General features: G+C 57.3%; 25 protein-coding genes. 15 read left to right on the forward strand and 10 right to left on the reverse strand.

The genetic code is table 11. From position 1 onward, the window contains the following. Positions 1–134: 134 nt before the first annotated feature. Positions 135–2,078, reverse strand: coding sequence for a molecular chaperone DnaK (gene dnaK / locus BLS30_RS16430; protein ID WP_090230460.1), 1,944 nt, complete (start codon positions 2,076–2,078; stop codon positions 135–137). A 262-nt stretch (positions 2,079–2,340) separates the two neighbouring features. Between dnaK and BLS30_RS16435 the strand changes: the two genes are divergently transcribed. Then, the gene (locus tag BLS30_RS16435) at positions 2,341–2,982 is read left to right on the forward strand and encodes an alpha-ketoglutarate-dependent dioxygenase AlkB family protein (protein ID WP_046476821.1); all 642 of its coding nucleotides are present in this window, start codon (positions 2,341–2,343) and stop codon (positions 2,980–2,982) included. 97 nt (positions 2,983–3,079) lie between these two features. After that, positions 3,080–3,796: a signal peptidase I gene (gene lepB / locus BLS30_RS16440; RefSeq protein WP_046476823.1), complete on the forward strand. Its 717-nt coding sequence runs from the start codon at positions 3,080–3,082 to the stop codon at positions 3,794–3,796. 81 nt (positions 3,797–3,877) lie between these two features. Here the strand turns inward: lepB and grpE are convergent, their stop codons facing one another. Next, positions 3,878–4,612: a nucleotide exchange factor GrpE gene (grpE, locus tag BLS30_RS16445; RefSeq protein WP_090230462.1), complete on the reverse strand. Its 735-nt coding sequence runs from the start codon at positions 4,610–4,612 to the stop codon at positions 3,878–3,880. Between the two features lie 111 nt (positions 4,613–4,723). After that, complete coding sequence (hrcA, locus tag BLS30_RS16450; RefSeq protein ID WP_046476825.1) at positions 4,724–5,779, reverse strand: heat-inducible transcriptional repressor HrcA; 1,056 nt, start codon at positions 5,777–5,779, stop codon at positions 4,724–4,726. A gap of 280 nt (positions 5,780–6,059) precedes the next feature. On the opposite strand from hrcA, the gene rph reads away from it, so the two are divergent. The 7 genes from rph to BLS30_RS16490 all read left to right on the forward strand — a co-directional run bounded on the left by rph (position 6,060) and on the right by BLS30_RS16490 (position 11,842). Beyond that, positions 6,060–6,773 carry a ribonuclease PH gene (rph, locus tag BLS30_RS16455; RefSeq protein ID WP_090230465.1) on the forward strand — a complete coding sequence of 238 codons (714 nt, stop codon included), beginning with the start codon at positions 6,060–6,062 and terminating at the stop codon, positions 6,771–6,773. Between the two features lie 8 nt (positions 6,774–6,781). Next, complete coding sequence (locus tag BLS30_RS16460; protein ID WP_244465002.1) at positions 6,782–7,222, forward strand: VOC family protein; 441 nt, start codon at positions 6,782–6,784, stop codon at positions 7,220–7,222. Beyond that, complete coding sequence (gene rdgB / locus BLS30_RS16465) at positions 7,219–8,097, forward strand: RdgB/HAM1 family non-canonical purine NTP pyrophosphatase (protein WP_046476830.1); 879 nt, start codon at positions 7,219–7,221, stop codon at positions 8,095–8,097. Before BLS30_RS16460 ends, rdgB begins: the two co-directional genes overlap by 4 nt. Further along, positions 8,097–9,314: a radical SAM family heme chaperone HemW gene (hemW, locus tag BLS30_RS16470; protein WP_090230467.1), complete on the forward strand. Its 1,218-nt coding sequence runs from the start codon at positions 8,097–8,099 to the stop codon at positions 9,312–9,314. The genes rdgB and hemW overlap by 1 nt, the downstream gene beginning before the upstream one ends. A gap of 63 nt (positions 9,315–9,377) precedes the next feature. Further along, positions 9,378–9,959, forward strand: a complete 582-nt coding sequence (locus BLS30_RS16475) for a YqaA family protein (RefSeq protein ID WP_090230470.1) — start codon at positions 9,378–9,380, stop codon at positions 9,957–9,959. A gap of 25 nt (positions 9,960–9,984) precedes the next feature. Then, a complete protein-coding gene (locus BLS30_RS16480; RefSeq protein WP_090230472.1) occupies positions 9,985–10,506 on the forward strand; it encodes a disulfide bond formation protein B in 522 nt (173 codons plus the stop codon). Positions 10,507–11,620: 1,114 nt separating this feature from the next. Beyond that, positions 11,621–11,842 carry a hypothetical protein gene (locus BLS30_RS16490; protein ID WP_046476840.1) on the forward strand — a complete coding sequence of 74 codons (222 nt, stop codon included), beginning with the start codon at positions 11,621–11,623 and terminating at the stop codon, positions 11,840–11,842. Between the two features lie 36 nt (positions 11,843–11,878). On the opposite strand, the gene BLS30_RS16495 is transcribed toward BLS30_RS16490, so the two are convergent. Both BLS30_RS16495 and BLS30_RS16500 read right to left on the reverse strand, forming a co-directional pair. Further along, complete coding sequence (locus BLS30_RS16495) at positions 11,879–12,439, reverse strand: HNH endonuclease (protein ID WP_046476842.1); 561 nt, start codon at positions 12,437–12,439, stop codon at positions 11,879–11,881. 195 nt (positions 12,440–12,634) lie between these two features. Then, positions 12,635–13,297: a DNA-3-methyladenine glycosylase family protein gene (locus BLS30_RS16500; RefSeq protein WP_090230477.1), complete on the reverse strand. Its 663-nt coding sequence runs from the start codon at positions 13,295–13,297 to the stop codon at positions 12,635–12,637. A 75-nt stretch (positions 13,298–13,372) separates the two neighbouring features. On the opposite strand from BLS30_RS16500, the gene gluQRS reads away from it, so the two are divergent. From gluQRS to BLS30_RS16515, 3 genes are all read left to right on the forward strand, one after another. Then, entirely contained in the window at positions 13,373–14,290 is a 918-nt protein-coding gene (gene gluQRS, locus BLS30_RS16505; RefSeq protein WP_090230479.1) for a tRNA glutamyl-Q(34) synthetase GluQRS, read from the forward strand. A gap of 85 nt (positions 14,291–14,375) precedes the next feature. Further along, positions 14,376–15,017: a DUF1287 domain-containing protein gene (locus BLS30_RS16510; RefSeq protein WP_197540878.1), complete on the forward strand. Its 642-nt coding sequence runs from the start codon at positions 14,376–14,378 to the stop codon at positions 15,015–15,017. Between the two features lie 260 nt (positions 15,018–15,277). Then, the gene (locus BLS30_RS16515) at positions 15,278–15,814 is read left to right on the forward strand and encodes a protein kinase family protein (RefSeq protein ID WP_046476848.1); all 537 of its coding nucleotides are present in this window, start codon (positions 15,278–15,280) and stop codon (positions 15,812–15,814) included. Between the two features lie 83 nt (positions 15,815–15,897). On the opposite strand, the gene rpsP is transcribed toward BLS30_RS16515, so the two are convergent. From rpsP to BLS30_RS16530, 3 genes are all read right to left on the reverse strand, one after another. Next, the gene (rpsP, locus tag BLS30_RS16520) at positions 15,898–16,290 is read right to left on the reverse strand and encodes a 30S ribosomal protein S16 (protein WP_090230481.1); all 393 of its coding nucleotides are present in this window, start codon (positions 16,288–16,290) and stop codon (positions 15,898–15,900) included. A gap of 87 nt (positions 16,291–16,377) precedes the next feature. Beyond that, on the reverse strand, positions 16,378–17,967 hold the full coding sequence (gene ffh, locus BLS30_RS16525) for a signal recognition particle protein (protein WP_090230483.1): 1,590 nt from the start codon (positions 17,965–17,967) through the stop codon (positions 16,378–16,380). 43 nt (positions 17,968–18,010) lie between these two features. Next, the gene (locus tag BLS30_RS16530; protein WP_197540879.1) at positions 18,011–18,652 is read right to left on the reverse strand and encodes a glutathione S-transferase family protein; all 642 of its coding nucleotides are present in this window, start codon (positions 18,650–18,652) and stop codon (positions 18,011–18,013) included. Between the two features lie 335 nt (positions 18,653–18,987). Between BLS30_RS16530 and BLS30_RS16535 the strand changes: the two genes are divergently transcribed. Together BLS30_RS16535 and BLS30_RS16540 are read left to right on the forward strand one after the other, a co-directional pair. Continuing rightward, on the forward strand, positions 18,988–19,761 hold the full coding sequence (locus tag BLS30_RS16535; protein ID WP_090230485.1) for a class I SAM-dependent methyltransferase: 774 nt from the start codon (positions 18,988–18,990) through the stop codon (positions 19,759–19,761). Between the two features lie 132 nt (positions 19,762–19,893). After that, positions 19,894–20,388: an EF-hand domain-containing protein gene (locus BLS30_RS16540; protein ID WP_046476857.1), complete on the forward strand. Its 495-nt coding sequence runs from the start codon at positions 19,894–19,896 to the stop codon at positions 20,386–20,388. A gap of 30 nt (positions 20,389–20,418) precedes the next feature. Here the strand turns inward: BLS30_RS16540 and BLS30_RS16545 are convergent, their stop codons facing one another. Further along, positions 20,419–21,579: a PQQ-dependent sugar dehydrogenase gene (locus BLS30_RS16545; RefSeq protein ID WP_244512502.1), complete on the reverse strand. Its 1,161-nt coding sequence runs from the start codon at positions 21,577–21,579 to the stop codon at positions 20,419–20,421. 107 nt (positions 21,580–21,686) lie between these two features. After that, a complete protein-coding gene (locus BLS30_RS16550) occupies positions 21,687–22,223 on the reverse strand; it encodes a class I SAM-dependent methyltransferase (protein WP_210184060.1) in 537 nt (178 codons plus the stop codon). Positions 22,224–22,346: 123 nt separating this feature from the next. Here BLS30_RS16550 and dapF point away from each other — a divergent pair, with 123 nt between their 5' ends. Next, positions 22,347–23,210: a diaminopimelate epimerase gene (dapF, locus tag BLS30_RS16555; protein ID WP_090230490.1), complete on the forward strand. Its 864-nt coding sequence runs from the start codon at positions 22,347–22,349 to the stop codon at positions 23,208–23,210. Positions 23,211–23,270 lie beyond the last annotated feature (60 nt).

Raw genomic sequence — 23,270 nt, forward strand, 5'->3', positions numbered from 1 at the left:
ACTCGGATCCGGATAACGCGATCAATGTCCCCGTGCATAACCAACGGACACTGTCACTGATTCGCGGACCTAGCGCGCCGCCCCGTGACGTACTGGTGCGCGAAAGAGACTTTCGCGCACCAGTGGACTTGAGATTAAGCCGACTTCTTGTCGTCGTTGATCTCTTCGAAATCAGCATCAACGACGTCGTCGCGGCCTTCCGAGGAAGCCTGGGCACCTCCCTCAGCCCCATCACCGGCAGCAGGTCCGCCAGCCGCCGTATCACCGCCTTGGCCGGCGTAAACGGCTTCACCGATCTTCATCGACGCCTGCGTGAGAGCTGCCACAGCGGTAGTGATCGCTTCCACGTCGTCCTTACCCATCGCTTCCTTAGCGGACGCAATAGCAGCCTCGACCTCGCCCTTGACGGCATCGACCTTCGGATTGTCCTTGTTATCCTCCAGTGACTTCTCGACCTGGTGAATCAAGGCTTCAGCCTGGTTGCGGGTCTCAACAAGCTCGCGCCGCTTCTTGTCTTCAGCAGCGTGCGCCTCTGCGTCCTTCACCATCTGATCAATCTCGGTGTCGGACAGACCGCCAGACGCCTGGATGCGGATCGATTGCTCTTTGCTTGTCGCCTTATCCTTGGCGGACACGTGCACAATACCGTTCGCATCGATATCGAAGGTCACCTCGACCTGCGGCACACCACGAGGTGCGGGAGGAATACCGACGAGATCGAACTGACCGAGCAGCTTGTTGTCGGCGGCCATTTCGCGCTCGCCCTGAGATACGCGGATGGTAACCGCGCTCTGACCATCCTCTGCTGTCGAAAAGACCTGGCTCTTCTTCGTCGGAATGGTCGTATTGCGGTCGATGAGGCGCGTAAACACACCACCCAAGGTCTCGATACCGAGCGACAATGGCGTAACGTCAAGCAACAGGACGTCCTTGACGTCGCCCTTGAGAACACCGGCCTGAATAGCGGCACCGACAGCCACAACCTCGTCTGGGTTGACACCCTTGTGCGGCTCTTTGCCGAACAGTTCTTTAACGACCTGCTGCACGCGCGGCATACGGGTCATACCGCCAACGAGAACCACCTCATTGATGTCAGCCGCTTTGAGCCCTGCGTCCTTCAAAGCCGCTTCGCACGGCCCCTTGGTACGCGAAATCAGATCGTCGACGAGGCTTTCGAGCTTGGCGCGCGTCAGCTTCATCGTCAGGTGCTTCGGTCCGGACTGGTCGGCCGTGATGAACGGCAAGTTGACCTCGGTCTGGGACGAGGACGACAGCTCGATCTTTGCCTTTTCCGCAGCTTCCTTCAAACGCTGCAGAGCCAGCTTGTCACCACGAAGATCGATGCCGCTCTCTTTCTTGAACTCATCGGCGAAATAGCTAACGAGCTTCATGTCGAAGTCTTCACCACCGAGGAAGGTGTCGCCGTTGGTGGACTTGACCTCAAAAACACCGTCACCGATTTCCAGGATCGAAATATCGAACGTACCACCGCCGAGGTCGTAGACCGCGATCGTGCTGGAATCGTTTGTCTTCTCAAGACCATAAGCGAGCGCTGCCGCCGTCGGTTCGTTGATGATGCGCAGAACTTCAAGGCCTGCGATCTTACCCGCATCCTTGGTTGCCTGACGTTGCGCATCGTTGAAGTAAGCCGGAACGGTAATAACCGCCTGCTCCACCTTCTCGCCAAGCTTCGCTTCGGCGGTCTCCTTCATTTTCTGAAGGATGAATGCGGAAACCTGTTGCGGGGAATATTTCTGACCGTTGGCCTCAACCCAGGCATCGCCATTTGGGCCTTCAACGATCTTGTAGGGAACAAGCTTCTTGTCCTTCTCGACAAGCGGATCATCGTAACGACGACCTACAAGGCGCTTGATCGCAAAGAACGTATTCAGTGGATTCGTTACGGCTTGGCGCTTGGCTGGCAGACCCACGAGCTTTTCACCATCGTCAGTAAACGCGACGATGGACGGCGTCGTGTTGGCGCCTTCCGCATTATCCAAAACTCTCGGCTTTCCGCCTTCCATGACGGCGACGCACGAGTTGGTCGTACCGAGATCAATGCCGATGACTTTAGCCATAGTCTAATTTCCTTCTTAATTCGGCAGACCGTTAAGGCCCAGAGACTGGCGCCTTTGCTGTCCAGCACTGGGGCTTGGGTGCTGATTGCCCAAACCACCGTGCGGTCGGACACGGTCCCCTGGAGTTCACGGATCAGCTTGGCGTTATATAAGCAGGGCTTTTCCGGGTGCAACTGTGCGCGCTAACGCGAACGTGATCCGGAAGTGAAATATTTCCCCTCCCAAGCCTCAACTTGGCGGGGTCGTGTCGCAGGTGGGTCCCATGCTCAGAGGTTTCCGTCATATTCGCGGCTATTTCAAGGACCCTCAGCAACTCGAACTTCTCGAGGAAATCCGCCGAATCATCGCCCAGGCCCCGCTTTTCAGCCCCGCTATGCCGAGAACCGGCAAACCATTTTCCGTACAAATGACCAACGCAGGCGCCTTGGGCTGGGTCTCTGACATTTCAGGCTACCGGTATCAGGACCGGCATCCCGAGACGGCCGAGCCATGGCCGCCCTTACCCGCGACACTGCGCGCGTTATGGCGAGACGTGGCCGATTGGCCAGGTGATCCTGAAGCTTGTCTGATTAACTACTACGGTCAGGGAACCCGTATGGGCAGTCATGTCGATCGTGATGAGAGCGATTTTTCTGCCCCCGTCGTATCCGTCTCCCTCGGTGATGACGCAATTTTCCACGTCGGAGGACTTCGTAGGTCGGATCCCAAAACGCGCATTGTCTTAAGTTCCGGAGACGTGGCGGTCCTCGGTGGTTCGGCCCGCAAGGCTTACCACGGGATCGACAGGATCATCCCGGGATCGTCCGATCTGCTGACGGAGGGCGGCCGCTTCAATCTGACCCTGCGCCGCGTCACCACATATCAAAATCCCGTGCCCGATCTTGACCGAACCCGCGGGACTTAAGAAAAACTATCTGTCGTCCCACTACGTAATGATGCCGCCTTTAGTTGTATGGTAGGTGGTAGCTCCGACCGTCAGGCGGGCTCTACCCGGAGACAATATGCTGCGCCAAATCCGTGATTTCCTGGGCATCATCGGCCTAGCAATCGGCTTTGCTTTCCTCTTTCAGGCGACCGCTTTCGCAACATACTTCATTCCGTCCGAAAGCATGCTGCCGACGTTGCAGGTCGGCGATCGGCTGACCGTCTCCAAATACGCATACGGCTGGAGCAGATACTCGCTGCCCTATGACTTGAAGCTTCCCGTAAGCCTCACCGGCCGGATCTTTGGCCACCAGCCCAAGCATGGTGACATCGTCGTATTTATGCACCCGACGTCAGGTGAACGCATGATTAAGCGTCTTGTAGGATTACCCGGCGACCGCATCGCGATGGTGAATGGCGAACTGGTGCTGAATGGCCAGCCCGTGCCGCGCCGCCACCTGAGGACCTACCGTTATCGCGAATACGAAGGGCGCATCGTTGAGGTCGATGAGTTCGAGGAAACCCTCATTCCTGGAGATAGCCACAAGGTTCTACAGCGGACCCGTTATATGCCCGGCCGAAATATGGCTGAGGTCACCGTACCGCCGGACCACTATTTTATGCTGGGTGACAACCGCGACAACTCTTCGGACAGCCGATTCCCGCAGATGGGTATGGTGCCAGCTGAAAATCTCATCGGTCGAGCAGAAGTTATCCTCTACAGCTTCTATTCGTGCACTGAGGAAAGCGGAGTCACATGCGCCGATCGCCGTTTTGTCACCCTGCTCGAATAGGGGGCGGGCTCGAAAGCAAAAAAGAGCGCTGACGCAACTACACCAGCGCTCCTGAATTATAACCCAACTCAAGTTTAGTGATCAGCGATCCGACTCATCCTCATCCGATGGGCTTGCCTCATTCGCAGGCCCTTCCGGCTGATCGGACGTCCCGGATCTCTGCGTCGCCTCGACCGATGCGGGCGCAGCTTTGGGACCACCTTTCGCAACCACAACCATGGCCGGACGCAAAACGCGGTCACCAATCATGTAGCCCTGCTGGAAAACCTGCAGAACCGTACCAGCAGGCACAGAAGTATCCTCCTGCTCCATCATCGCCTGGTGCTTGTGAGGATCAAACGGCTCGCCCTTCGGGTCGACTCGGACCACACCATGTTTTTCCAGAACATTCAGGAACTCGCGCTCCGTCATGGTTACGCCATCGAGCAAGCTTTTCAGCACCGGATTGTCCGACAGCGCCTCCTCAGGAACAGACAAAATGGCCCGCTCGAAGTTATCCGCGACCGCTACAGTGTCGCGCGCAAACTTTGCGATGGCGTATTTCGACGTCTCCTCGCGCTCACGCTCCAGACGCTTGTGTAGGTTCTGAATTTCGGCATGCGCGCGAACCAGCCGGTCCGTGAGATCCGCCTTCTGCGCGTTTAGTTCATCGAGTTTCGTAGCGAGAGCACTAACGTCTTCCAGCGGTGCGCCTTCTTTTCCTGGAGCAGACTGCGCACCCTCTGCCATCTCCTCCGCAGCCGTTGATACGTCCGGCGACCTGCCGTTAGTCGCGCCGTTATCGGTTTGACTAGGCTTTTTCGTTTCTTCGGCCATCTTCTCTCCACTTAGCAAGTGCCGCAATCAGCGGTCCGCGCCGCAAGACTCTGCGTCGCGCTACCACTGTGCGTTTCCAACGCTTTCGATATCAGGGCGTTCGCCGCCAGATCAAGTGAGCAAGCGGCTAACCAGCTTTGCCGTGTAGTCCACCATAGGAATGATACGGGCATAGTTAAGCCGGGTGGGGCCAATTATCCCAATAACACCGACAATTCTGCGCTGTTCATCGTGAAATGGCGCCACCACCAGCGACGAACCGGACAAGGAGAACAGCTTATTCTCCGAGCCTATGAAAATCTTCACCCCTTCCGCCGTCTCTGCGAGCCCAAGGAGTTGCAGCAACTCACGTTTCGCCTCCAGGTCATCGAACAACTGACGGATACGCTCAAGGTCCTCCTCCGCAGAAACATCTTTCAGAAGGTTGGACTGGCCGCGCACAATAAGGCTCTGGCGGTCGTCATGGGCTCCAGACCACTCCGCAAGCCCCGCCTTGATGACCCGTTGCGTCAGTTTGTCCAACTGCGCGCGCGCCGTCGTTAACTCGTGCTCGATCAGCAATTGCGCCTCCGAAATGGTCTTTCCCATGACGTGCGCATTCAAATAGTTCGCCGCTTCGCTAAGAGCCGAGGAAGGCAAGCCCGGCGGCAGCTCGATAATCCGATTTTCGACGCGGCCGCCCTCATCCACAAGGATGACAAGCGCTTTGCGCGGATCCAACGGAACAAACTCGATGTGCTTAAGCCGGATCGTCTGCTTGTCGGCAAGAACAACGCCAGCGCAATGCGACAAGCCCGAAATCATCTCGCTGGCTTCGTGCAGCACCTGATCGAAGTTGCCTTGGTGGCGAATGCTGAGCTGACCTTCAATGGCACGCCGCTCCTCGGCATTGAGGTCCCCAACCTCCAGCAAACCATCAACGAAAAGCCGCAAACCGGATTGCGTCGGCAGCCGACCTGCCGAAGTGTGCGGCGATACGATGAGGCCTAAATGTTCGAGGTCCGACATGACGTTGCGGATCGATGCCGGCGACAACGTCATCGGAAGCACACGTGACAGGTTGCGCGAGCCTACCGGCTCTCCGGTCGACAAATAAGTTTCAACAATTTGACGAAGGACGGTACGCGATCGTTCATTCAACTCCGCGATTTCAGTAATCCGCTGCATTGCTCGTGCCTGGCTCAAGGGGGCATTGGGGCCAAAAATTTAAGGACTATTCTCGCCCCGCCGGAAAAGTCCGCCCGCCCGATAAGTATTGGTAAACCAACGGCTCTTCGTCAAATGTCCTCGCAAACATCTCAGACGATACCATTTCCGAGCCTATTTCATATTGAACACACCGCGCCCCTCTTCTAGGGTCCGGCGCGGATCGGCCGTTCCAGGAGTGTCCTGGCACGCTCCACCGAAATATCCCGCAGTCCTTAAAACAAACAGGCCGAGCTTCTTCATGCGCCCATCAAAACGCCAGCCCGACGAGCTACGACGCGTCTCCATCGAACGCGCCGTCTCCCTGCATGCCGAAGGCTCCTGCCTGATCAAGTTCGGCAACACCCATGTCCTCTGCACGGCATCTCTGGAGGAACGTGTTCCCCCCTGGCTCAAGGGCCAGCAGCGCGGCTGGATCACCGCCGAATACTCGATGTTGCCTCGTGCCACGCACGAACGCACGCGCCGTGAAGTCACGAAAGGCTATCCATCTGGCCGCACACAGGAAATACAGCGCTTAATCGGTCGCGCCCTGCGCGCTGTCGTCGATCTGCCACGTCTTGGCGAGCGTCAGATCACTGTCGATTGCGACGTTATCCAGGCCGACGGCGGCACCCGCACGGCAGCTATCACCGGCGCATGGGTTGCTCTTTACGAGTGCATCCAGTGGATGAGACTGCGCGACATGGTCAAAGACGATGTTCTGCGCGACCAGGTCGCAGCCGTCTCGTGTGGCATATACGGTACGACACCGGTCCTCGACCTCGATTACGCGGAAGACTCGAATGCGGAGGCCGACGCCAACTTCGTCATGACGGGCGCGGGTGGTATCGTTGAGGTGCAGGGTACCGCCGAAACAGTCCCGTTCAGCCAGGAAAGCTTCGACGAGCTTATGGCTCTTGCCAGAAAGGGCATCGGCGAACTCCTGCAATTGCAAAAGCTCACCGTTAGCTGATGGCTTAAGTGTCCTTGACCGAGCAGAACCAAACACATTCATCTATCGACGGCGTTCTCGAAACCGTTCTTTACGCCGACGACCTCGACCGGGCGGAAGCCTTCTATTCCGGCCTCCTTGGCCTCAAACTTCAAGCCAAGGAGGAAGGGCGTCACTTATTTTATCGCTGCGGCAACCAGATGCTGTTGGTGTTTAACCCCACTGTAACGGCGAACCCAGCGCCCGACGCCCATATACCGGTTCCACCGCACGGCGCGCATGGTCCCGGTCACATCTGTTTCCCCGCCAGCCGCGACACTCTTATGGCGTGGAAAGAGAAGCTGAAAGCAAACGGCGTAGAGATCGAAACGGAATTCGAATGGCCGCAGGGAGGCCATTCCATCTACTTCCGCGATCCTGCAGGCAACTGTTTGGAATTCGCCGAGCCCAGGATCTGGGGACTGAAATGAACCATAAACTGGAACCCGGCACCAAGCTCGTTGTGGCCAGTCACAACCCCGGCAAGGTCTGGGAGATCAAACAGTTGATCATTCCTTATGGCCTAGACGCCATATCCGCCGCCGATTTGAACCTGGAAGAGCCAGAAGAAACAGAAACCACCTTCGTTGGGAATGCCGAACTCAAGGCGCGCCATGCCGCGCGCGCCGCCAATCTTCCCGCGCTCGCAGATGACTCCGGCCTCGAAGTTGAAGCCCTCGACGGCGCTCCTGGCATCTATTCGGCCCGCTGGGCAGGCCCATCAAAAGACTTCGGCGCAGCCATGAAGCGGCTTGCCGATGAGATCTCGGCCCGCACGGGATGGAGCTCACCCCCTCGGGCCAACTTTACTTGCGCACTCAGCCTGGTCTGGCCAGATGGCACAGCTCAGAATTTTGAGGGAAAGGTTTTTGGCCACTTGGTCTGGCCCGCTCGCGGCGGAAACGGCTTTGGCTATGATCCAATGTTTGTCGCCGACGGTAAGGAACAGACCTTCGGCGAAATGGAGCCGGCCCAGAAATACGCGATCTCCCATCGCACCCGCGCCTTCTCTCTTTTCAAGGAAGCTTGCCTCGAAGGCATTCCATTAGCGCCGCCATCGAAAGCGACGGGCCGCGATTTGGAAGGCTTTGCAGCCGCAGCCCGCAATCTCTCAACGCGCGACGAACTTGTGACCTTTATTGCCAACCTGCGCAAAGATCACGAAACCCACGGAGCAACCTGGGGCACACACACCCTCACCGAGTTTCTGACGGCACTTGAGAAGAGCGTCAGTGCACTCGATAGCGAGGAGGAGGAACCGCGTTGGCGGTATCTAGCCAAAGCCCTGTTCGCAGCAAGCCGCTGATGCCATCCCCAGCGCCCCCCGAAGCTTTGACCGTATCGGACAGCTCGGAGCCCGGCTTTGCCGTATACGTTCATTGGCCGTTTTGCGCTCAGAAGTGCCCTTACTGCGACTTCAACAGCCACGTCCGCTCCGACGGCTGGGACGAAAAGCGCTTTCTCGCAGCGTATCTTCGCGAACTTGATCACACCGCCGCACAAATTGGCTCTCGCAGCGTTGCCAGCGTCTTCTTCGGTGGCGGCACACCATCCTTGATGCAGCCCCAGACACTTGGGACCATCATCGAACATATCGATCACGTGTGGGGCTTGGCGTCCTGCGCCGAAATCACTCTCGAGGCCAATCCCGGATCGGTAGATGCAGGACGCTTTTCTGGGTACCGCTCTGCAGGCGCCAATCGCGTATCTCTCGGCTTTCAGTCCTTACGTGATCCCGACCTGAAAAGGTTGGGCCGCATCCACACGTCAAGGGAAGCCCTTGCGGCGCTCGACATCGCGCGCGCGAATTTTGAACGCATCTCGTTCGATCTGATTTACGCACGGCCTCAGCAAACCTGCGATGACTGGCGAACCGAACTCAGCGAAGCGTTGGCCCTAGGGCCAACGCACCTGTCGCTCTATCAACTGACCATCGAACCCGGCACCGCTTACGAGAAACTCTATAACGCAGGCAAACTCTCTGTTCCGCCCGCCGAAGCCGCATCCGATCTGTTCGAACTGACCCAGGAATTGACCAAAGCCTCTGGTCTGGCCGCATACGAAACGTCTAACCATGCGAACCCTGGAGAAGAGAGCCGTCACAACCTCGTTTACTGGCGATATGGCGAATATGCCGGCATTGGCCCCGGAGCGCATGGCCGCGTTCTCTCGAACGGCGAGCGATTGGCTACGGCCACGGAACGTCATCCCGAAACCTGGTTGGCTCAGGTCGAAGCCAGCAACCACGGCGTGATCACACAAGAATCAATTAGCGATGCAGAAGCCGCAGACGAAATGCTGATGATGGGATTGCGCCTCACCGAAGGCTTGGATCTCGCGCGGCTTGCGCGCATTTGCGGTGTAAGGCCAAACCCCGAAACGTTACGACAACTCATTGGGCTCGGAGTGATCGAACGCGACGAAAACGCAGGTCGCGTACGAGCCGTAGGCCGTGGACGCTTTATTCTGAATGAAATAGTTCTACATCTGTCGCGAAGCTTCGTTCCCGTGCGGTTTCCTTGAGAGCCGTCCCACCCTCACAACCGCGTTTGATCTTTCCAGTTTATCCTCAACTCACCGGCATCCATGCTCAAAAGCCTTTACGATTGGACCATGCGGTCCGCCTCGCACAAGCGCGCTCCCGAAGCGTTGTTCGCGGTATCCTTCATCGAAAGCTCGTTCTTTCCCATACCGCCGGATGTCATGCTCATACCGATGGTGTTGGCCGAACGCGCGAAGGCTTGGTGGTTTGCAGCAATCGCAACGATGGGGTCAGTCCTAGGCGGCCTTTTCGGATATCTGATCGGCTACGCGCTATTCGATACAGTCGGCAAACCTCTCCTCGAGTTTTATGGGGCGCTCGACAAATTCGAGACGTTCGCAAGTCAGTACAATGAATACGGCGCGTGGATCGTCTTCGCCTTCGGCGTAACGCCCTTCCCGTACAAGGTAATCACCATCGCCAGCGGCGCCACCACATTGAATATTGGCGTATTTCTGCTTGCGAGCATTGCCTCCCGCGGATTGCGCTTCTTTGTAGTTGCAGCGCTACTTTATTGGCTGGGGCCAACGGTTCGCGACTTCATCGAAAAGCGACTCGGTCTCGTTTTCACTGTGTTTGTGGTTTGCCTTATCGGTGGCTTCGTAGCGATCCGATATTTGATCTAACGAAAGCGTGCGCGGGAGCAGCATCATGCGTGTCGAACAGCCAAACGTGGTCCAGTCGCCAGCTTACTTCCTCGGTAGCCTCGTGCTGTTCGGCGCCACAGCGATCATCCTCACCGCACTGGCATTTGAGCACATCGGCGGATACGCCCCCTGTCCGCTTTGCCTGCAGCAGCGCTACGCTTACTACGCGGGTATTCCGCTGGCATTCTTCGCCTTGGTAGCCATCAGCGCAGACCTGCGCCGACTAGCTGCAATTCTCTTTCTCGTGATCGCTATCGCGTTCCTCATCAACACGGGTCTTGGTGTCTACCAGTCGGGGGCCGAATGGGGGTGGTGGCCCGGCCCCGACAGCTGTTCTGGTGGCTCCGGCGTTGTCACGAACGCAAAGGACTTGCTGTCCAGCCTCGAGACGACCTCAGTCATACGTTGCGACGAAGCTTCTTGGCGTTTTGCCCAGCTTTCGTTCGCCGGATGGAACGCCGTGCTGTCACTGATTCTCTTCACTTTGGCACTTAAAGCAGCCTTCGCCAGCGTTTATAAAAAATAATAATATCATAAACTTAAGTTAGATAAATCCGCAGCCCCCTCGTCTATTGCAACACGTCGCAACGCACGACCGTGGCCCGTTCATCACTTGTCTAGCGAAATAACATCGCTCAGCCAGATTGTGGTCTTTTTGTCGCCGGAATAGCACGATTAATTCTCCCTCATTCGCGGAACACAAAGCGAACTGTTGGTGAGTTTGGAGGCGCGGCGATGTCAGTATTTGTTCCAGCCGCGCAGTCGAAATCGGCCCGACGAATTTGGTCATTAAGTCGCGCGTATCAGCACTTGGCTAACTCGCCGTCCGCGTCCTCACCCAGCTCCGTTCCGCAGCTCAGTGTTCTGCGTAAACCGTCCCCAGTAAGCGTTGCGTATGCGTCGAGTTCTGTTGCGTTGAGTTCGTGTTTGTTGCGTCGCGTTGCGTATGAGTCGAACCACCCTTTGAAGAGCACGTTATCCACCGTGTTCTTGCAATTGAGACGAACTGCTCGGCGAAACAAGTGTTTGCGTAATACCGAGCGGTTCGTCCCCATAAAGAACATTATGAGCCGCAGCTCCGAACTCGACTGACCCTCGCCGGGTTCGGTGACAGTGGCCCACCTTGTAAGCGTTGCGTTTGAGTTGTTGCGTTTTCAGTAACCGGTCGCTGGCCGCGTTTCATAGCCAGCCCCACCCGCGTAGCGTTTAGTCCACATCAGTTCAGCGTGAAGTAGAGGCGTATCGTGACAGAAAACAGTGAGACGTGGCGTCAGATCGGCACTTTGCTGAGTAGCGTAATCGGGGCTCACGTCCCTCCGTCCGATGTCCTGAAGCCAAGGGACCCGCGTACGGACGATGAGTAAAGCGTTGGCGTAACTCGTTCAATGACGGCGCGCATACGGCGCGTCGCTTTGAACACGGCATACGAGGAATTCGAGGTGAGACCGCCCTCTGCAGATCACCTCAATCGGAATGGCAGATACGGCAAATGTCTGAGACTTCATCTCGCAAACGGTATCGCGTTTCAAGGTTCAGCGTAGTGATACTGCTGACACGTGTCGTATCTGCCGACCTCGTTCGTTTCAATTGCACCAGGCTCGCATAAGAGCCAGCAAACGCGTAACCGCTGGAGGCAGCACATGTCCCATGAACACATCAACCCGCTACAGTGGCATCAAGCGATCGGCTATGCCCGGCAATCCTGCGCGCGCATCTTCCGCGATGGCGGAACGCCCGCGGACGCACTCGCAGCTTTCGGGATCACTAAGCCGGCCGGCGAGCAGTTCAGCGATTGGAGTAAAGTCGTTGAGGTGATCGCCGAGGAACTCTGCGCGCATCAGCCCTCCCGACGCGCAGCCTGAGGCCGGATCACCCCCAAACTGTGTCGACGAAAGCGATTAAGGCTCGAGTTCGGAATCCCAATAAAGGTAATCGAGCCAGCTTTCGTGCAGGTAATTGGGCGGAAAACGCCGCCCATTGCGGTGAAGCTCGAAAACCGTCGGCCGATAAGGCTCCTGCATAGGCAGCATGCCTACGTCTTCCGGCAATTCGCTGCCTTTGGCGAGATTGCAAGGAGCACATGCGGTCACGACATTATCCCAGCGCGTGAGACCGCCAAGCGCCCGCGGAATCAGATGGTCGAAGGTCAGATCATCTCGCGCGCCGCAATACTGGCAAGAAAACCGGTCGCGCAGGAAAACGTTAAAACGCGTGAAAGCAGGGTAAAGCGCCGGCTTAACGTACGTCTTCAACGAGACGACGCTCGGCAGCCGCATCTTGAAAGAGGGGCTGGAGACATACCGGTCATATTCTGAGACAATATTGACCCGGTCCAGGAAAACGGCCTTCACGGCCTCCTGCCAACTCCAGAGCGACAAAGGATAGTAGCTCAGGGGCCGGAAGTCGGCATTGAGAACCAGGGCCGGACTGGCGTCCGGTATGCACGCTTCAGCGGTCACGATCCTGTTTCCTGACGGTTACCCGACGAGAATCGGTATCGCACCCCGATCCGGACGAAGGAATACTAAACCTGCATGTCAGCTCTGTGAAGCCGTCACAAACACCCAACCCACCGGCAAATGCCGGCCTCGATGAAACGCTTAGATAGTATTCCGCACAAACTCTTCTATCAGCAGGCGAGCCACTTTAGCGAATCATCCCGGCGTTGCAGATGAAATCTGCTTCATCATTCCGTAGTGTGCCCACAGAAGGCGCGCGGCCACACCGCGCCAGGGGCGCCATCGCTCACTGATGTCCTGAAGTTGAGCCGCGTTAGGACGCGCCTCCAACCCCATCACCAAGCGCACCCCCTCCTGCAGAGCCAGGTCGCCGGCAGCAAACCCATCCCGCCGTCCGAGGCAAAACATGATGTAGATGTCAGCCGACCAGGGACCAAAGCCACGCAGGCCGGTCAGTGCTTTGTGGATATCTTGATCTTGAGCGCCATCAAGCGCAGCCACATCGAACGTCCCATCGAGCACCGCTGTCGCTAACGACCGAATCGTTGCGATTTTCGAACGCGACAGACCAAAGCTGCGCAGTGCGTCGTCATCTAGTCTCATAATCTGCGCAGGATCGAACGGGACAACGCCAGCCTCGACCCGCGACCAGATCGCCGCCGCACTTGAAATAGAGAGCTGCTGGCCGACAACTATACGCACGAGTCCCGTAAAACCGCCGGGGCGACGCCTTAATGGCGGGGTACCAACCACATCATGCACACGCCGCATATGCGGGCACTTACGCCTGAGAGCACGAACGCCTTTGGCAATATCTTCTTCAGTCTCGATGACACCGCGTTCAACTACCTTGCCCAAAACCGCACCTCGACCCGATTCCCAACGCCGCTTAAGTTTCTGTAGTTTGACGCCGACGCATTACATCACAGGCAAATGTCCGAACTTCCCGTTCTCCGCTTCGCCCCCAGCCCAAATGGCTACTTGCATTTAGGTCACGCGCTGTCCGCACGCGTTGGACGCCAGCTAGCGCAAAAGCTTCGCGGAAAGTTCTTAGTTCGTATTGAGGACATCGACCAGGGGCGCACACGCGAAGCTTTCGTGTCGGCGATCTTCGAGGACCTCGAATGGTTGGGTTTAACTTGGGACCCAAGGATACTTCGCCAATCACAGGAAACTCCGATCTACCGGCGCGCAGCCGCACACCTACATAAACTCAACCTTCTCTATCCTTGCTTCGCAACTCGCTCCGAGATCGCGATCACGGCAACCGCCGGAGGGCGCGACCCACAACGCGATCCCGACGGCGCCATCGTTTATCCCGGCCTGCACCGCGGCATGCAACAACAAGAGGTAGAGCGCCGCATTACAGCCGGTGAACAGCCCGCCATGCGCATCCGCATGGATGCCGCCATGGAGCTGGCAACGAAGCGTCTGGGAGGGCGCCCGCTAACCTTCCGAGAACTCCATCCCAACGGTGAAATAGAAACGATTGAAGCCCAGCCGCATCGGTGGGGTGACGCCATCATCCAACGCAAGGACTTTCCAGCCAGCTATCACCTTGCCGTGGTGGTCGATGATGCCAGGCAGGGCATCACACATGTCACGCGCGGTCAGGACCTGTTCGCTGCAACCGACATTCACCGGCTCCTCCAAGTCCTCCTCGACCTCCCTGAACCAATCTATCACCATCATCGCCTCCTCGTGGACGCAAACGGAAATAAACTTTCTAAAAGTTCGGGCGCGCGAAGCTTGCGCGATCTGCGAAACACTGGCTGGACCCCAGCTCAAGTCCTTGAAGCCATCAACGACACTCATCAGAATTCACGCGATTTCCCAGTCAGCAGTCGTTAAATTAACCGTAGTCGCCATATCCAGCTTCAAACAGAACGGCTTGGCGAAGCCGCAAACCGCACCGCTGCCCAAAGGACTAACCCGCTTGAGAACACTCCGACCAACGGCCTCCCCAGCATTCGCGCTGACACTGCTGGCCGCACTAATACTTTCAAGCATCGGTGTGAGAGGTGAAGACGCCCCGCAACCGGACGAAAGCTCGCAAACATTTGCGAGTCGGCTGGTGGACGCCGCGCGTGCACAAATATCGGTGCCCACACTCTACGATCCGACCTACCGAAAAATTCCGTACCCTGCTGGCGATGTCCCCTGGTACATCGGCGTTTGTACCGACGTCATCGTACGCGCCTACCGCGAACTCGGAATCGATCTTCAGGAATTGGTACACACATCCAACGTTGGCTCTGGTGATCGCAACATCGACCACCGTCGTGTCAACGTCTTAGGTAAGTTCTTCGCACGCCGTGGCGTGTCACTCCCTATTACCAAAAACCCAAAAGATTATAGCGCCGGCGATCTCGTCACGTATTACGTGCCTGATGGCACCTTTTCAAAAACGCATATTGCCATAGTCTCAAACCGCGAGAACATAAATGGCGTTCCTCTCGTCATTCACAATCGCGGCTATGGCGTGCAGGAAGAAGACTGGCTTTTCGCGGACAAAATAACTGGGCATTACAGGTTCCAAACAGAACCACACATGGAGAAACGAACCGAAGAGCAGTAATCCCAGAATCCAATCCCCCTGCAAAACGGCATTGATTTCGAAAAATATCGAATTGCGCTTCCTTAAAAGTTGAAATGCGAAAGGCTTAGGCAAGGAATCAGTATAAGTGTTTATTAACCAATAAAGCCAATCCTACCAAATCGTTGCGCCGGCATCCTCGTACCGCATTTCCACGCACACACGGAACCTATGCGCCATACATGCATTTTCCAATGCAGGGTTGCATCGGCTCCACCTAGAACTACCGATAGGGAAGTGCAATGGGGAATACATCCTCAAGATCCGTGACCGCGCCAGAGACATACGGCCTATCTGCCCAGATCGCAGAGGCCTTTACCGATGTTTTCGGTCAACTGCGCGCGATCGTCTCTTCCGCCCTCCCAACGCGCGCTAGTCCCTCAGACATTCGCCAACGCGCCCAAAGCCTATTGCAGGCCTGCGGGTGGAAGCGCGCACCTGATACTCCGAGGCTTCAGTTCGACGTTGCAAAGCCCCCCGCCATCGTAATGGACGAGAACGCAGCGACGGAAACCAACCCCTGGGTCGACTTCGATGAAGTCAGCTCAATGGCTACGCAACAGGCCTTGCGGCTTGAGGAGCTCCACACGAGCGCGACCAACTGCCTGGATGCCGCTGACTATGCTCTGCAGCGTCTGAAGCTTGAGCTATCCGCCGTGGCACCCAACCTCGTCGCCGGGCTAGATATGACCCCGCTCCCCTTGAATCGCGCAGCGGTAGCCCTGGCAGCCCCCCCGATACCTCACGGACGGGAACTTGCCACCGGCATCGCCGCCTGATCTGTCGACCACTCGTGAAACAAAAAAGACCCGCCGCGAAAAACGCAGACGGGCCTTTCTTGGAATGACAAGCGAAGCTTGAGTTACTCGACAGCCGCTTCGCCGCCCTCAGCTGCTGCCTTTGCCGCCTCTTCAGCTTCAAGGCGCGCTTCTTCAGCTGCCTTCAGGCGCTCCTGCGCCTTCTTCTTCGGCTTTGCCTTATCCGGGTTGTTGCGTGCGTCACGCTTCAAGAGCGAGGCCGCATCCAAGAAGCGTGCAACGCGATCCGTCGGCTGCGCACCAACGGACAGCCAGTACTTCACGCGATCCTCGTCGATCTTAACGCGCTCAGCCGAATCTTTCGGAAGCATTGGATTATAAGAACCGATCCGCTCAATATAACGGCCATCGCGAGGCGATGTCGTATTTGCGGCAACGATGAAATAATAAGGCCGCTTTTTCGCACCACCGCGGGCCAATCTCAATTTAACTGCCATCTAAGTCTTCCTTGCTTTGTCGTGTTCGTTGGTTTCGTTGATCTAACACCACAAGCACCAATCAGCCTGTGGCGTTACATTTCTCAGTTACTTCTTTCGCTTTTTGGAATTTCCCGAAGCCGCACCGCGGCCAAGTCCCGGGAAACCACCGCCGAGCCCAGGCAGCACTCCGCCCCCCAAACCGGGAAGACGTGGCACGCCTGTGCCCGGAACTCCTGGCAGCCCTCCACCTTTCGGCAGGGACTCCTTTAATTCCGACGGAAGCTGTTCAAGCGCCTTGGGATCGAGACGACCGAGTTCAGCCTGCATTGCCTGCATCTCTGCTTCGCTCGGTGATCCACCGCCACCCATGCCGCCAAGCATACGGCCCATCATGCCCTTCTTACCCATGGCCTTCATCATGTCAGCCATCTGCCGGTGCATCTTGATGAGCCGGTTGACGTCTTCCACCTTGGTGCCGGAACCAGCCGCGATACGCCGCTTGCGCTTACCGTCCAGAATCTTCGGATTGCGCCGTTCCTTAGGCGTCATGGACGTGATGATCGCGTGCTGACGCTTGATGATTTTGTCGTCAATATTTGCATCAGCGAGTTGCGACTTGATCTTGCCCATGCCGGGTAGCATGCCCATCAGGCCGCCCATACCCCCGAGCTTCTGCATCTGCTTGAGCTGGTCCGCGAGGTCTTCTAGGTCGAATGCGCCCTTGCGCATCTTCTGCGCGATCGATTTGGCTTTTTCCGCATCGATCGTCTGCGCCGCCTTTTCGACAAGACTGACGACGTCGCCCATACCCAGAATACGGCCGGCGACCCGCTCTGGATGAAAATCTTCCAGGGCGTCCCACTTTTCACCCACACCGAGCAGCTTGATGGGCTTACCTGTGACCGCGCGCATGGACAGTGCAGCACCGCCACGGCCATCGCCGTCCGCACGCGTAAGAACAATGCCCGAGATGCCGATGCGTCCGTCAAACGCTTTCGCGGTGTTAACAGCATCCTGGCCAGTGAGGCTATCAGCCACCAGCAGCACTTCGTGCGGCTGTGTCACGCCGCGAACCTCAGCGACTTCATCCATCAGCTCTTCGTCGATCGTGACGCGACCAGCCGTATCCAGAAGCACTGCGTCATACCCGCCGAGCCGTGCCGCCTCTAGCGCGCGCTTCGCAATCTGGAGCGGGGTTTGTCCGGCAACGATCGGCAGCGTATCGATCTCAGTCTGCTCGCCAAGAACCCGGAGCTGTTCCTGCGCCGCGGGGCGCCGCGTGTCGAGCGACGCCATCAACGCTTTCTTCTTGAAGCGCGTCTTCAGCCGGTAACCGATTTTAGCGGTGGTCGTCGTCTTACCCGACCCCTGCAGCCCCACCATCAGAATAGCAACGGGAGGCGTTGCATTGAGATCGATCGGCTCGGCAGTCGAGCCAAGCATCGCGACGAGTTCGTCATGAACGATCTTGACGACCATCTGCCCCGGCGTCACCGACTTGACGACGTCCTGGCCGATGGCCTTAGCCTTAACCTTCTCCGTGAAGTCCTTGACCACATCAAGCGCAACGTCAGCTTCGAGCAACGCCCGGCGGACTTCACGCATGGCCTCCGAGACGTCGCTGTCGGTAAGAGACCCGCGACGGGTCAGCTTATCGAGAACGCCGGATAATCGGTCAGAAAGACTTTGAAACATCAACGACCTGCAATCTCTTTTCGCGTGCTGCGGGCATGAAGCCTCAAGCGCCCGCAATCTTCATTTGCTGCCAATCGCGCATCACATGCTCCCGATAGGCCGAGCGTTCCTGAAGGCGCTGGTACCAAGCCTCCACGTTGGGAGCTTCAACATGCTGGATCGGCATCGTGTAGTAACGGAACATAAGAGCCCCGACGACGATGTCCGCAAAACTCAACGCATCGCCAACGATAAAGCTCCTGCCCTCCAGATGGCGGTCCAGAATCGTGAACTGCTCCACCAGCCGCTCCGACGCCGCCGCGATAAGCGCATGATCGCGATTTTCAGCTGTCACCCTGATGTGCTGGTGAAAGCAATTCGTGATCAGATCGCTGTAAAGCGACGATAGAGACCAATCGCTCCATTGCCCGGCCAACGCACGATCTTCCAACTCGGCAGGCGCCAGAACACCATAGGCTTCCGCAAGATAGCGCACGATGGCATTTGACTCCCAAAGGACGAAATCGCCGTCCTGGATAACGGGAATCTTCTTGTTTGGGTTGAGTGCAAGGTATTCCGGCGTATCGGTTTTGCCGAACTCACCACCAACGTCGACGCGCTCATAGGACAGCCCGATTTCATCGGCTGCCCAAAGCACCTTCTGTACGTTGATGGACGTCACACGTCCCCAAATCCTCAACACCACTTGTGCCTCTCTCGCGTCCTGTCCAAACTATCGATCCACCGACTGGCCAAGCAAAAAAGCACCCGCGGGCGAAACTCGCCGGCGGATGTTGCCTCCTTTGCCTCCTGCGCCGATCAACCTGAAAGGGTGACTGCGCCTCGTGCCGAGGAGTGGCTCGATGTACGGGCCTACGTAGATAAGGCCGCGAACCTGTAGCAAACGACAATATTTGTCAATGGTTGGCAGACCGAACTGCCACCGACACCAAGCATAAACACGTGATTGGCCGATGTACGCCGAGAGGTTTAATCACATCCAATGGCTGAAATGCTTGAGCAAAATGAGTAAGAAGCCCCGTGACAAGCCTCCACCAATCTGCAGAGCACGGCTTCACAGCCGGCGCGGAAACCTATGTTAAAGGTCGGCCGGAATATCCCCGTCAGATAACCGAATGGTTAACAAATACGCTCGCCCTAGACGATGGAAGCCAAGCGGTCGACCTTGGCGCCGGCACGGGTAAATTCACGACCTTCCTGAAAAGAACAGGCGCTGAGGTCACCGCCGTAGAGCCCGTGGCAGCTATGCGTATCCAGTTGGCAATGCTCCACCCGGGTATTCGCATCACGCCCGGTTCAGCCATGGCGATCCCATTGCCTGATGCATCGGCGGACGCGGTTGTTTGCGCACAAGCGTTCCATTGGTTCGCGAACGAACAGGCACTTAACGAGATACGGCGCGTACTTAAACCAGGCGGACGCCTGGGGCTGGTTTGGAACATCAGGGATGACAACGTCGCCTGGGTCGTGAACCTCATGCAGATTATCGCGCCTTACCAGGGGGCCACGCCGCAGTATGCAACGGGCCACTGGCGAAAATTGTTTCCGGCTAAAGGTTTCGGCCCATTGCAGGAAAAGCAGTTCCCACACAGCCACGCAGGCGCCCCTGACGATGTCATCGTTGCGCGAACACTATCGACAAGCTTCGTTGCCGCACTCCCGGCCTTCGAACGGAAAAAAATCGAAACGCGGGTTCGCGAGCTGATCGCCACAACGCCCGAACTTGCAAACTCAGAAACGGTAACCTTCCCCTATAAGACGTTCGCTTATTACTGCCTAAAAGACTTGCAGTGACAATTTCAGCAGCATCGCCATCTTTCCCGTGCACTTAAAGCCTAGCGTGAAGCCTCATAGTGGACATGGCTATATTTCAAGGTTATCCCGCTCAGGCCGGGGGGCAACAAAAACACGGGGGCAATCGCCATAATGAGCCGAAATGCGCTCGCCATATCCGCAGCTCTGGCCGCATCCGTCGCTGCCGCGGCCTGCGGCGGCGCCACGTCACCCTTTTCAAAAGCCCCGTCCACCGATCTGGTATTCGTCAGTGCGGCTCAAACGTGGGATCTCAATAAGGACAATTCCGTCACATGTGACGAGTGGGTCCAATACACGACTGAGCTATTCCAGGCTGCAGACCAGGATGGCGACGGGATCGTGACAGCGGAAGAATATAAAAAGATCGTGTCGCAGGATCGCCTGTTCGATGTCGTCGGCATGCCCCACTTCGATGGCAACGGCGATGGTCGTTTGACGTTGCAGGAGTTCACAGGCGCCCGTAATCCAGCCTTCGAGATGCTCGATCGCGACAAGGACTGCAAGATCGCACCAACCGAAATGGTGCAGACACGGCAGATCCAGCAGATGAAGGACAAGGGCAGCGGCCAGCCCAACATGCCCGACGCCGGTCCCGGACGCTACTAAGGCGTCCGGAACGAACCATCGGGCAACCGGCTATTTGCTTTCCGGCGAGAGACGAAGGATCGCCCCGTCGCTCTCGTCAACGAGCAGATAGACCGCGCCGTCCGGCCCCTGTCGCACATCACGGATCCGGAGACCTTCGTCCTTGAGAAGGATCTCCTGCCCGACGACCTGTCCATCTTTCATAACGAGCCGCGCGAGCTGAGCGCCCGCCAATCCACCAACGAGGAAATTCCCTTTCCACTGTGGAAAGAGGTCCCCGGTGTAAAGTTCGAGCCCCGATGTCGCGATCGACGGGTCCCAGTAATAAACGGGTTGCTCCATCCCGGCCTTTTCAGTCCCAATTCCGATTTTCGCACCCGAGTAGTCGCGCCCATACGTGATGACCGGCCAACCGTAGTTCTTACCCTTTTCAGGGTGGTTCAACTCGTCGCCACCGCGCGCACCGTGCTCCACGGTCCAGAGCTGGCCGGTTTCTACGTCGAGCACCGCCCCTTGAATATTGCGGTGTCCGATCGACCAGATCTCTGGCTTCCAGCCCTCAGGTTTTGGGTTGTTGTCTGGAATAGACCCATCGGCGTTGATGCGAATGACTTTGCCGACCGTTTCGTCGGGGTTCTGCGCAGGTTCGCCTTGGCCACGATCACCTGTCGTAATGAACAGAACGCCTTTCTTGTCGATCACAATCCGCGACCCGAAGTGCCGGGTCGTGCTGTAGGCCGGCTGCTGCTGAAAGATGACCTTCACATCGCTTAAACGGCCGCCGTCGTCCGTGAGTTCAAGACGCGCCCGCGCGACTGCTGTTGCGGCCTTCCCACCATCGCGCGGTTCTGCGTAGGAAAGGAACAGCATGCCGTCATCAGCGAAATTGTGTGACAACCGCACATCGAGCAGACCGCCCTGTCCACGCGCGTAGACTTTCGGCACCTCCGAAACAGGCTTGGACAGCTGACCATCCTTCGAGACAATCCTCAGCCGCCCCGGACGCTCGGTGACCAACATGCGCCCATCGGGGAGGAATTGAAGGCCCCATGGATTTTCCAACCCTTCGGCCACTGTCTCAACCGTCACAGACGTCGCCGGAACCTTCGGTGCATTGGTCTGCGCAGCTAACGCCCCCTCCGCGCTCACCAAAGCAAGAGCGCCCACGACGCCAGCCGCGACAAAAGAGAGATCGCTTTTACATTTAGTCACCCGTTCTTCCTCCTGATGATCATCTGTTTTGATTGGTCTGCCACAAGGGGAGTCTCACTTCGTGCCCTTGCCTGAACATTCAAGGCTTTAGCCGAAGGGAACGGGTTTCAAAACGCGGGAGGATCACGCAGCCAATCGTGTTTCAGGCCAACTGCGGCAATACGTTGCACATAGCGATCCGGATCGCGCAGATGCACATGCTCGTAGGCAATCGGCGTTAAACGGCCAGCCACAACGTCGATGAGTTCGCCTGGCTGCAAAAGAAACGCGGGATTCGAAGGCTTTCCAAACCGGCCGTTTCCAGTGGCAAAAGTCTCATAGATCAGAAGCCCGGTATCCGACGCCGCCGCCACAATCCCGGGCAAGAGCGGCCGCCAGAGATAATTCGTAACGATCACCCCATCACAGGTCCCGGCCGGCACCGGAAATGGTGAACCGTCTTCAAGGTCCAGCTCAACCAGATCAACATTGGCTGGCCAGCGGCCGGCTTCACCCGTGAGCGTATCTCGCGCGCGTGACGTATCTCTGTCGATCCCGGTCACAACGTAGCCTGCACCCAACGCCAAGCTGAGATGCCGCCCACTGCCGCAAGCCACGTCCAGGACACGGCCGCCTGGGCGAACACCTGGCAGAAACCGTCTCACCCATTCCGAAGCATCCTTCGACAAAGCACTTCGGCAGCCCTGCTGCCGCCCCTAATTTGCATCAACCAACCATCTTGCACGGGCGCAATTGCCAATGCACAAGCCTCCGCCATATAAGGGACCATGCAGACGGCGCAAAACATCCCATTTCGCAAAATGAACGGGCTCGGCAACGAGATTCTCGTCGTTGATCTACGCGGCCGCGCCAAATCCTTCAGTGAAGCTGAAGTGAAAAATCTCGCAGGACGCGCAGAAACGCACTTCGACCAGATGATGGTGCTGCACGACCCTTCAACCCCGGGAACCACGGCATTTGTCCGGATCTATAATGCGGACGGATCGCAGGTTTCAGCATGCGGAAACGGAACACGCTGCGTCGCGCTGAGCGTCGCTGAAGACACCGGCCAGACAGAAATGACATTCGAAACCGACGCCGGGCTGCTGGCCGCCCGCGTTGAAAGCGCAGACCGCATAACCGTGGATATGGGTGTACCGAAATTCGACTGGCAGGACATTCCTCTTGCCGAAGAATTTCGTGATACGCGCGCCATCGAGTTGCAGATCGGGCCAATCGACGCGCCGATCCTCCATTCCCCCTCCGTGGTGAACGTAGGCAATCCGCATGCGATCTTCTGGGTTGAGGACGTCGCCGCGTACGATCTCGCCCGCTTCGGACCACTGCTCGAAAACCATCCTGTATTCCCGGAACGCGCCAACATATCATTGGCGCAGGTTGTCTCTCGCGAACACATCATCCTGAGAACCTGGGAGCGTGGCGCAGGGTTAACAAAGGCTTGTGGCTCCGCCGCCTGCGCCGCAGCCGTATGCGCTATGCGCAAGCGTCTCACCGAGCGTCGCGTTACAGTGACCCTGCCGGGCGGAAACCTCGAAATTGAATGGACCGCGGCCGACCGAATACTGATGACGGGCGCTGCTACACACGAACATGCTGGAATTTTGCCTGAAGCACCGGCACCAGCCACCTAACTGCCCAGTTCTGGCCGGATCTGCTGAGACTTGCTTTTACTAGGCCAAGATGTCACGTCA

The sequence above is a fragment of the Filomicrobium insigne genome (assembly GCF_900104305.1).
GTDB lineage: Bacteria > Pseudomonadota > Alphaproteobacteria > Rhizobiales > Hyphomicrobiaceae > Filomicrobium > Filomicrobium insigne.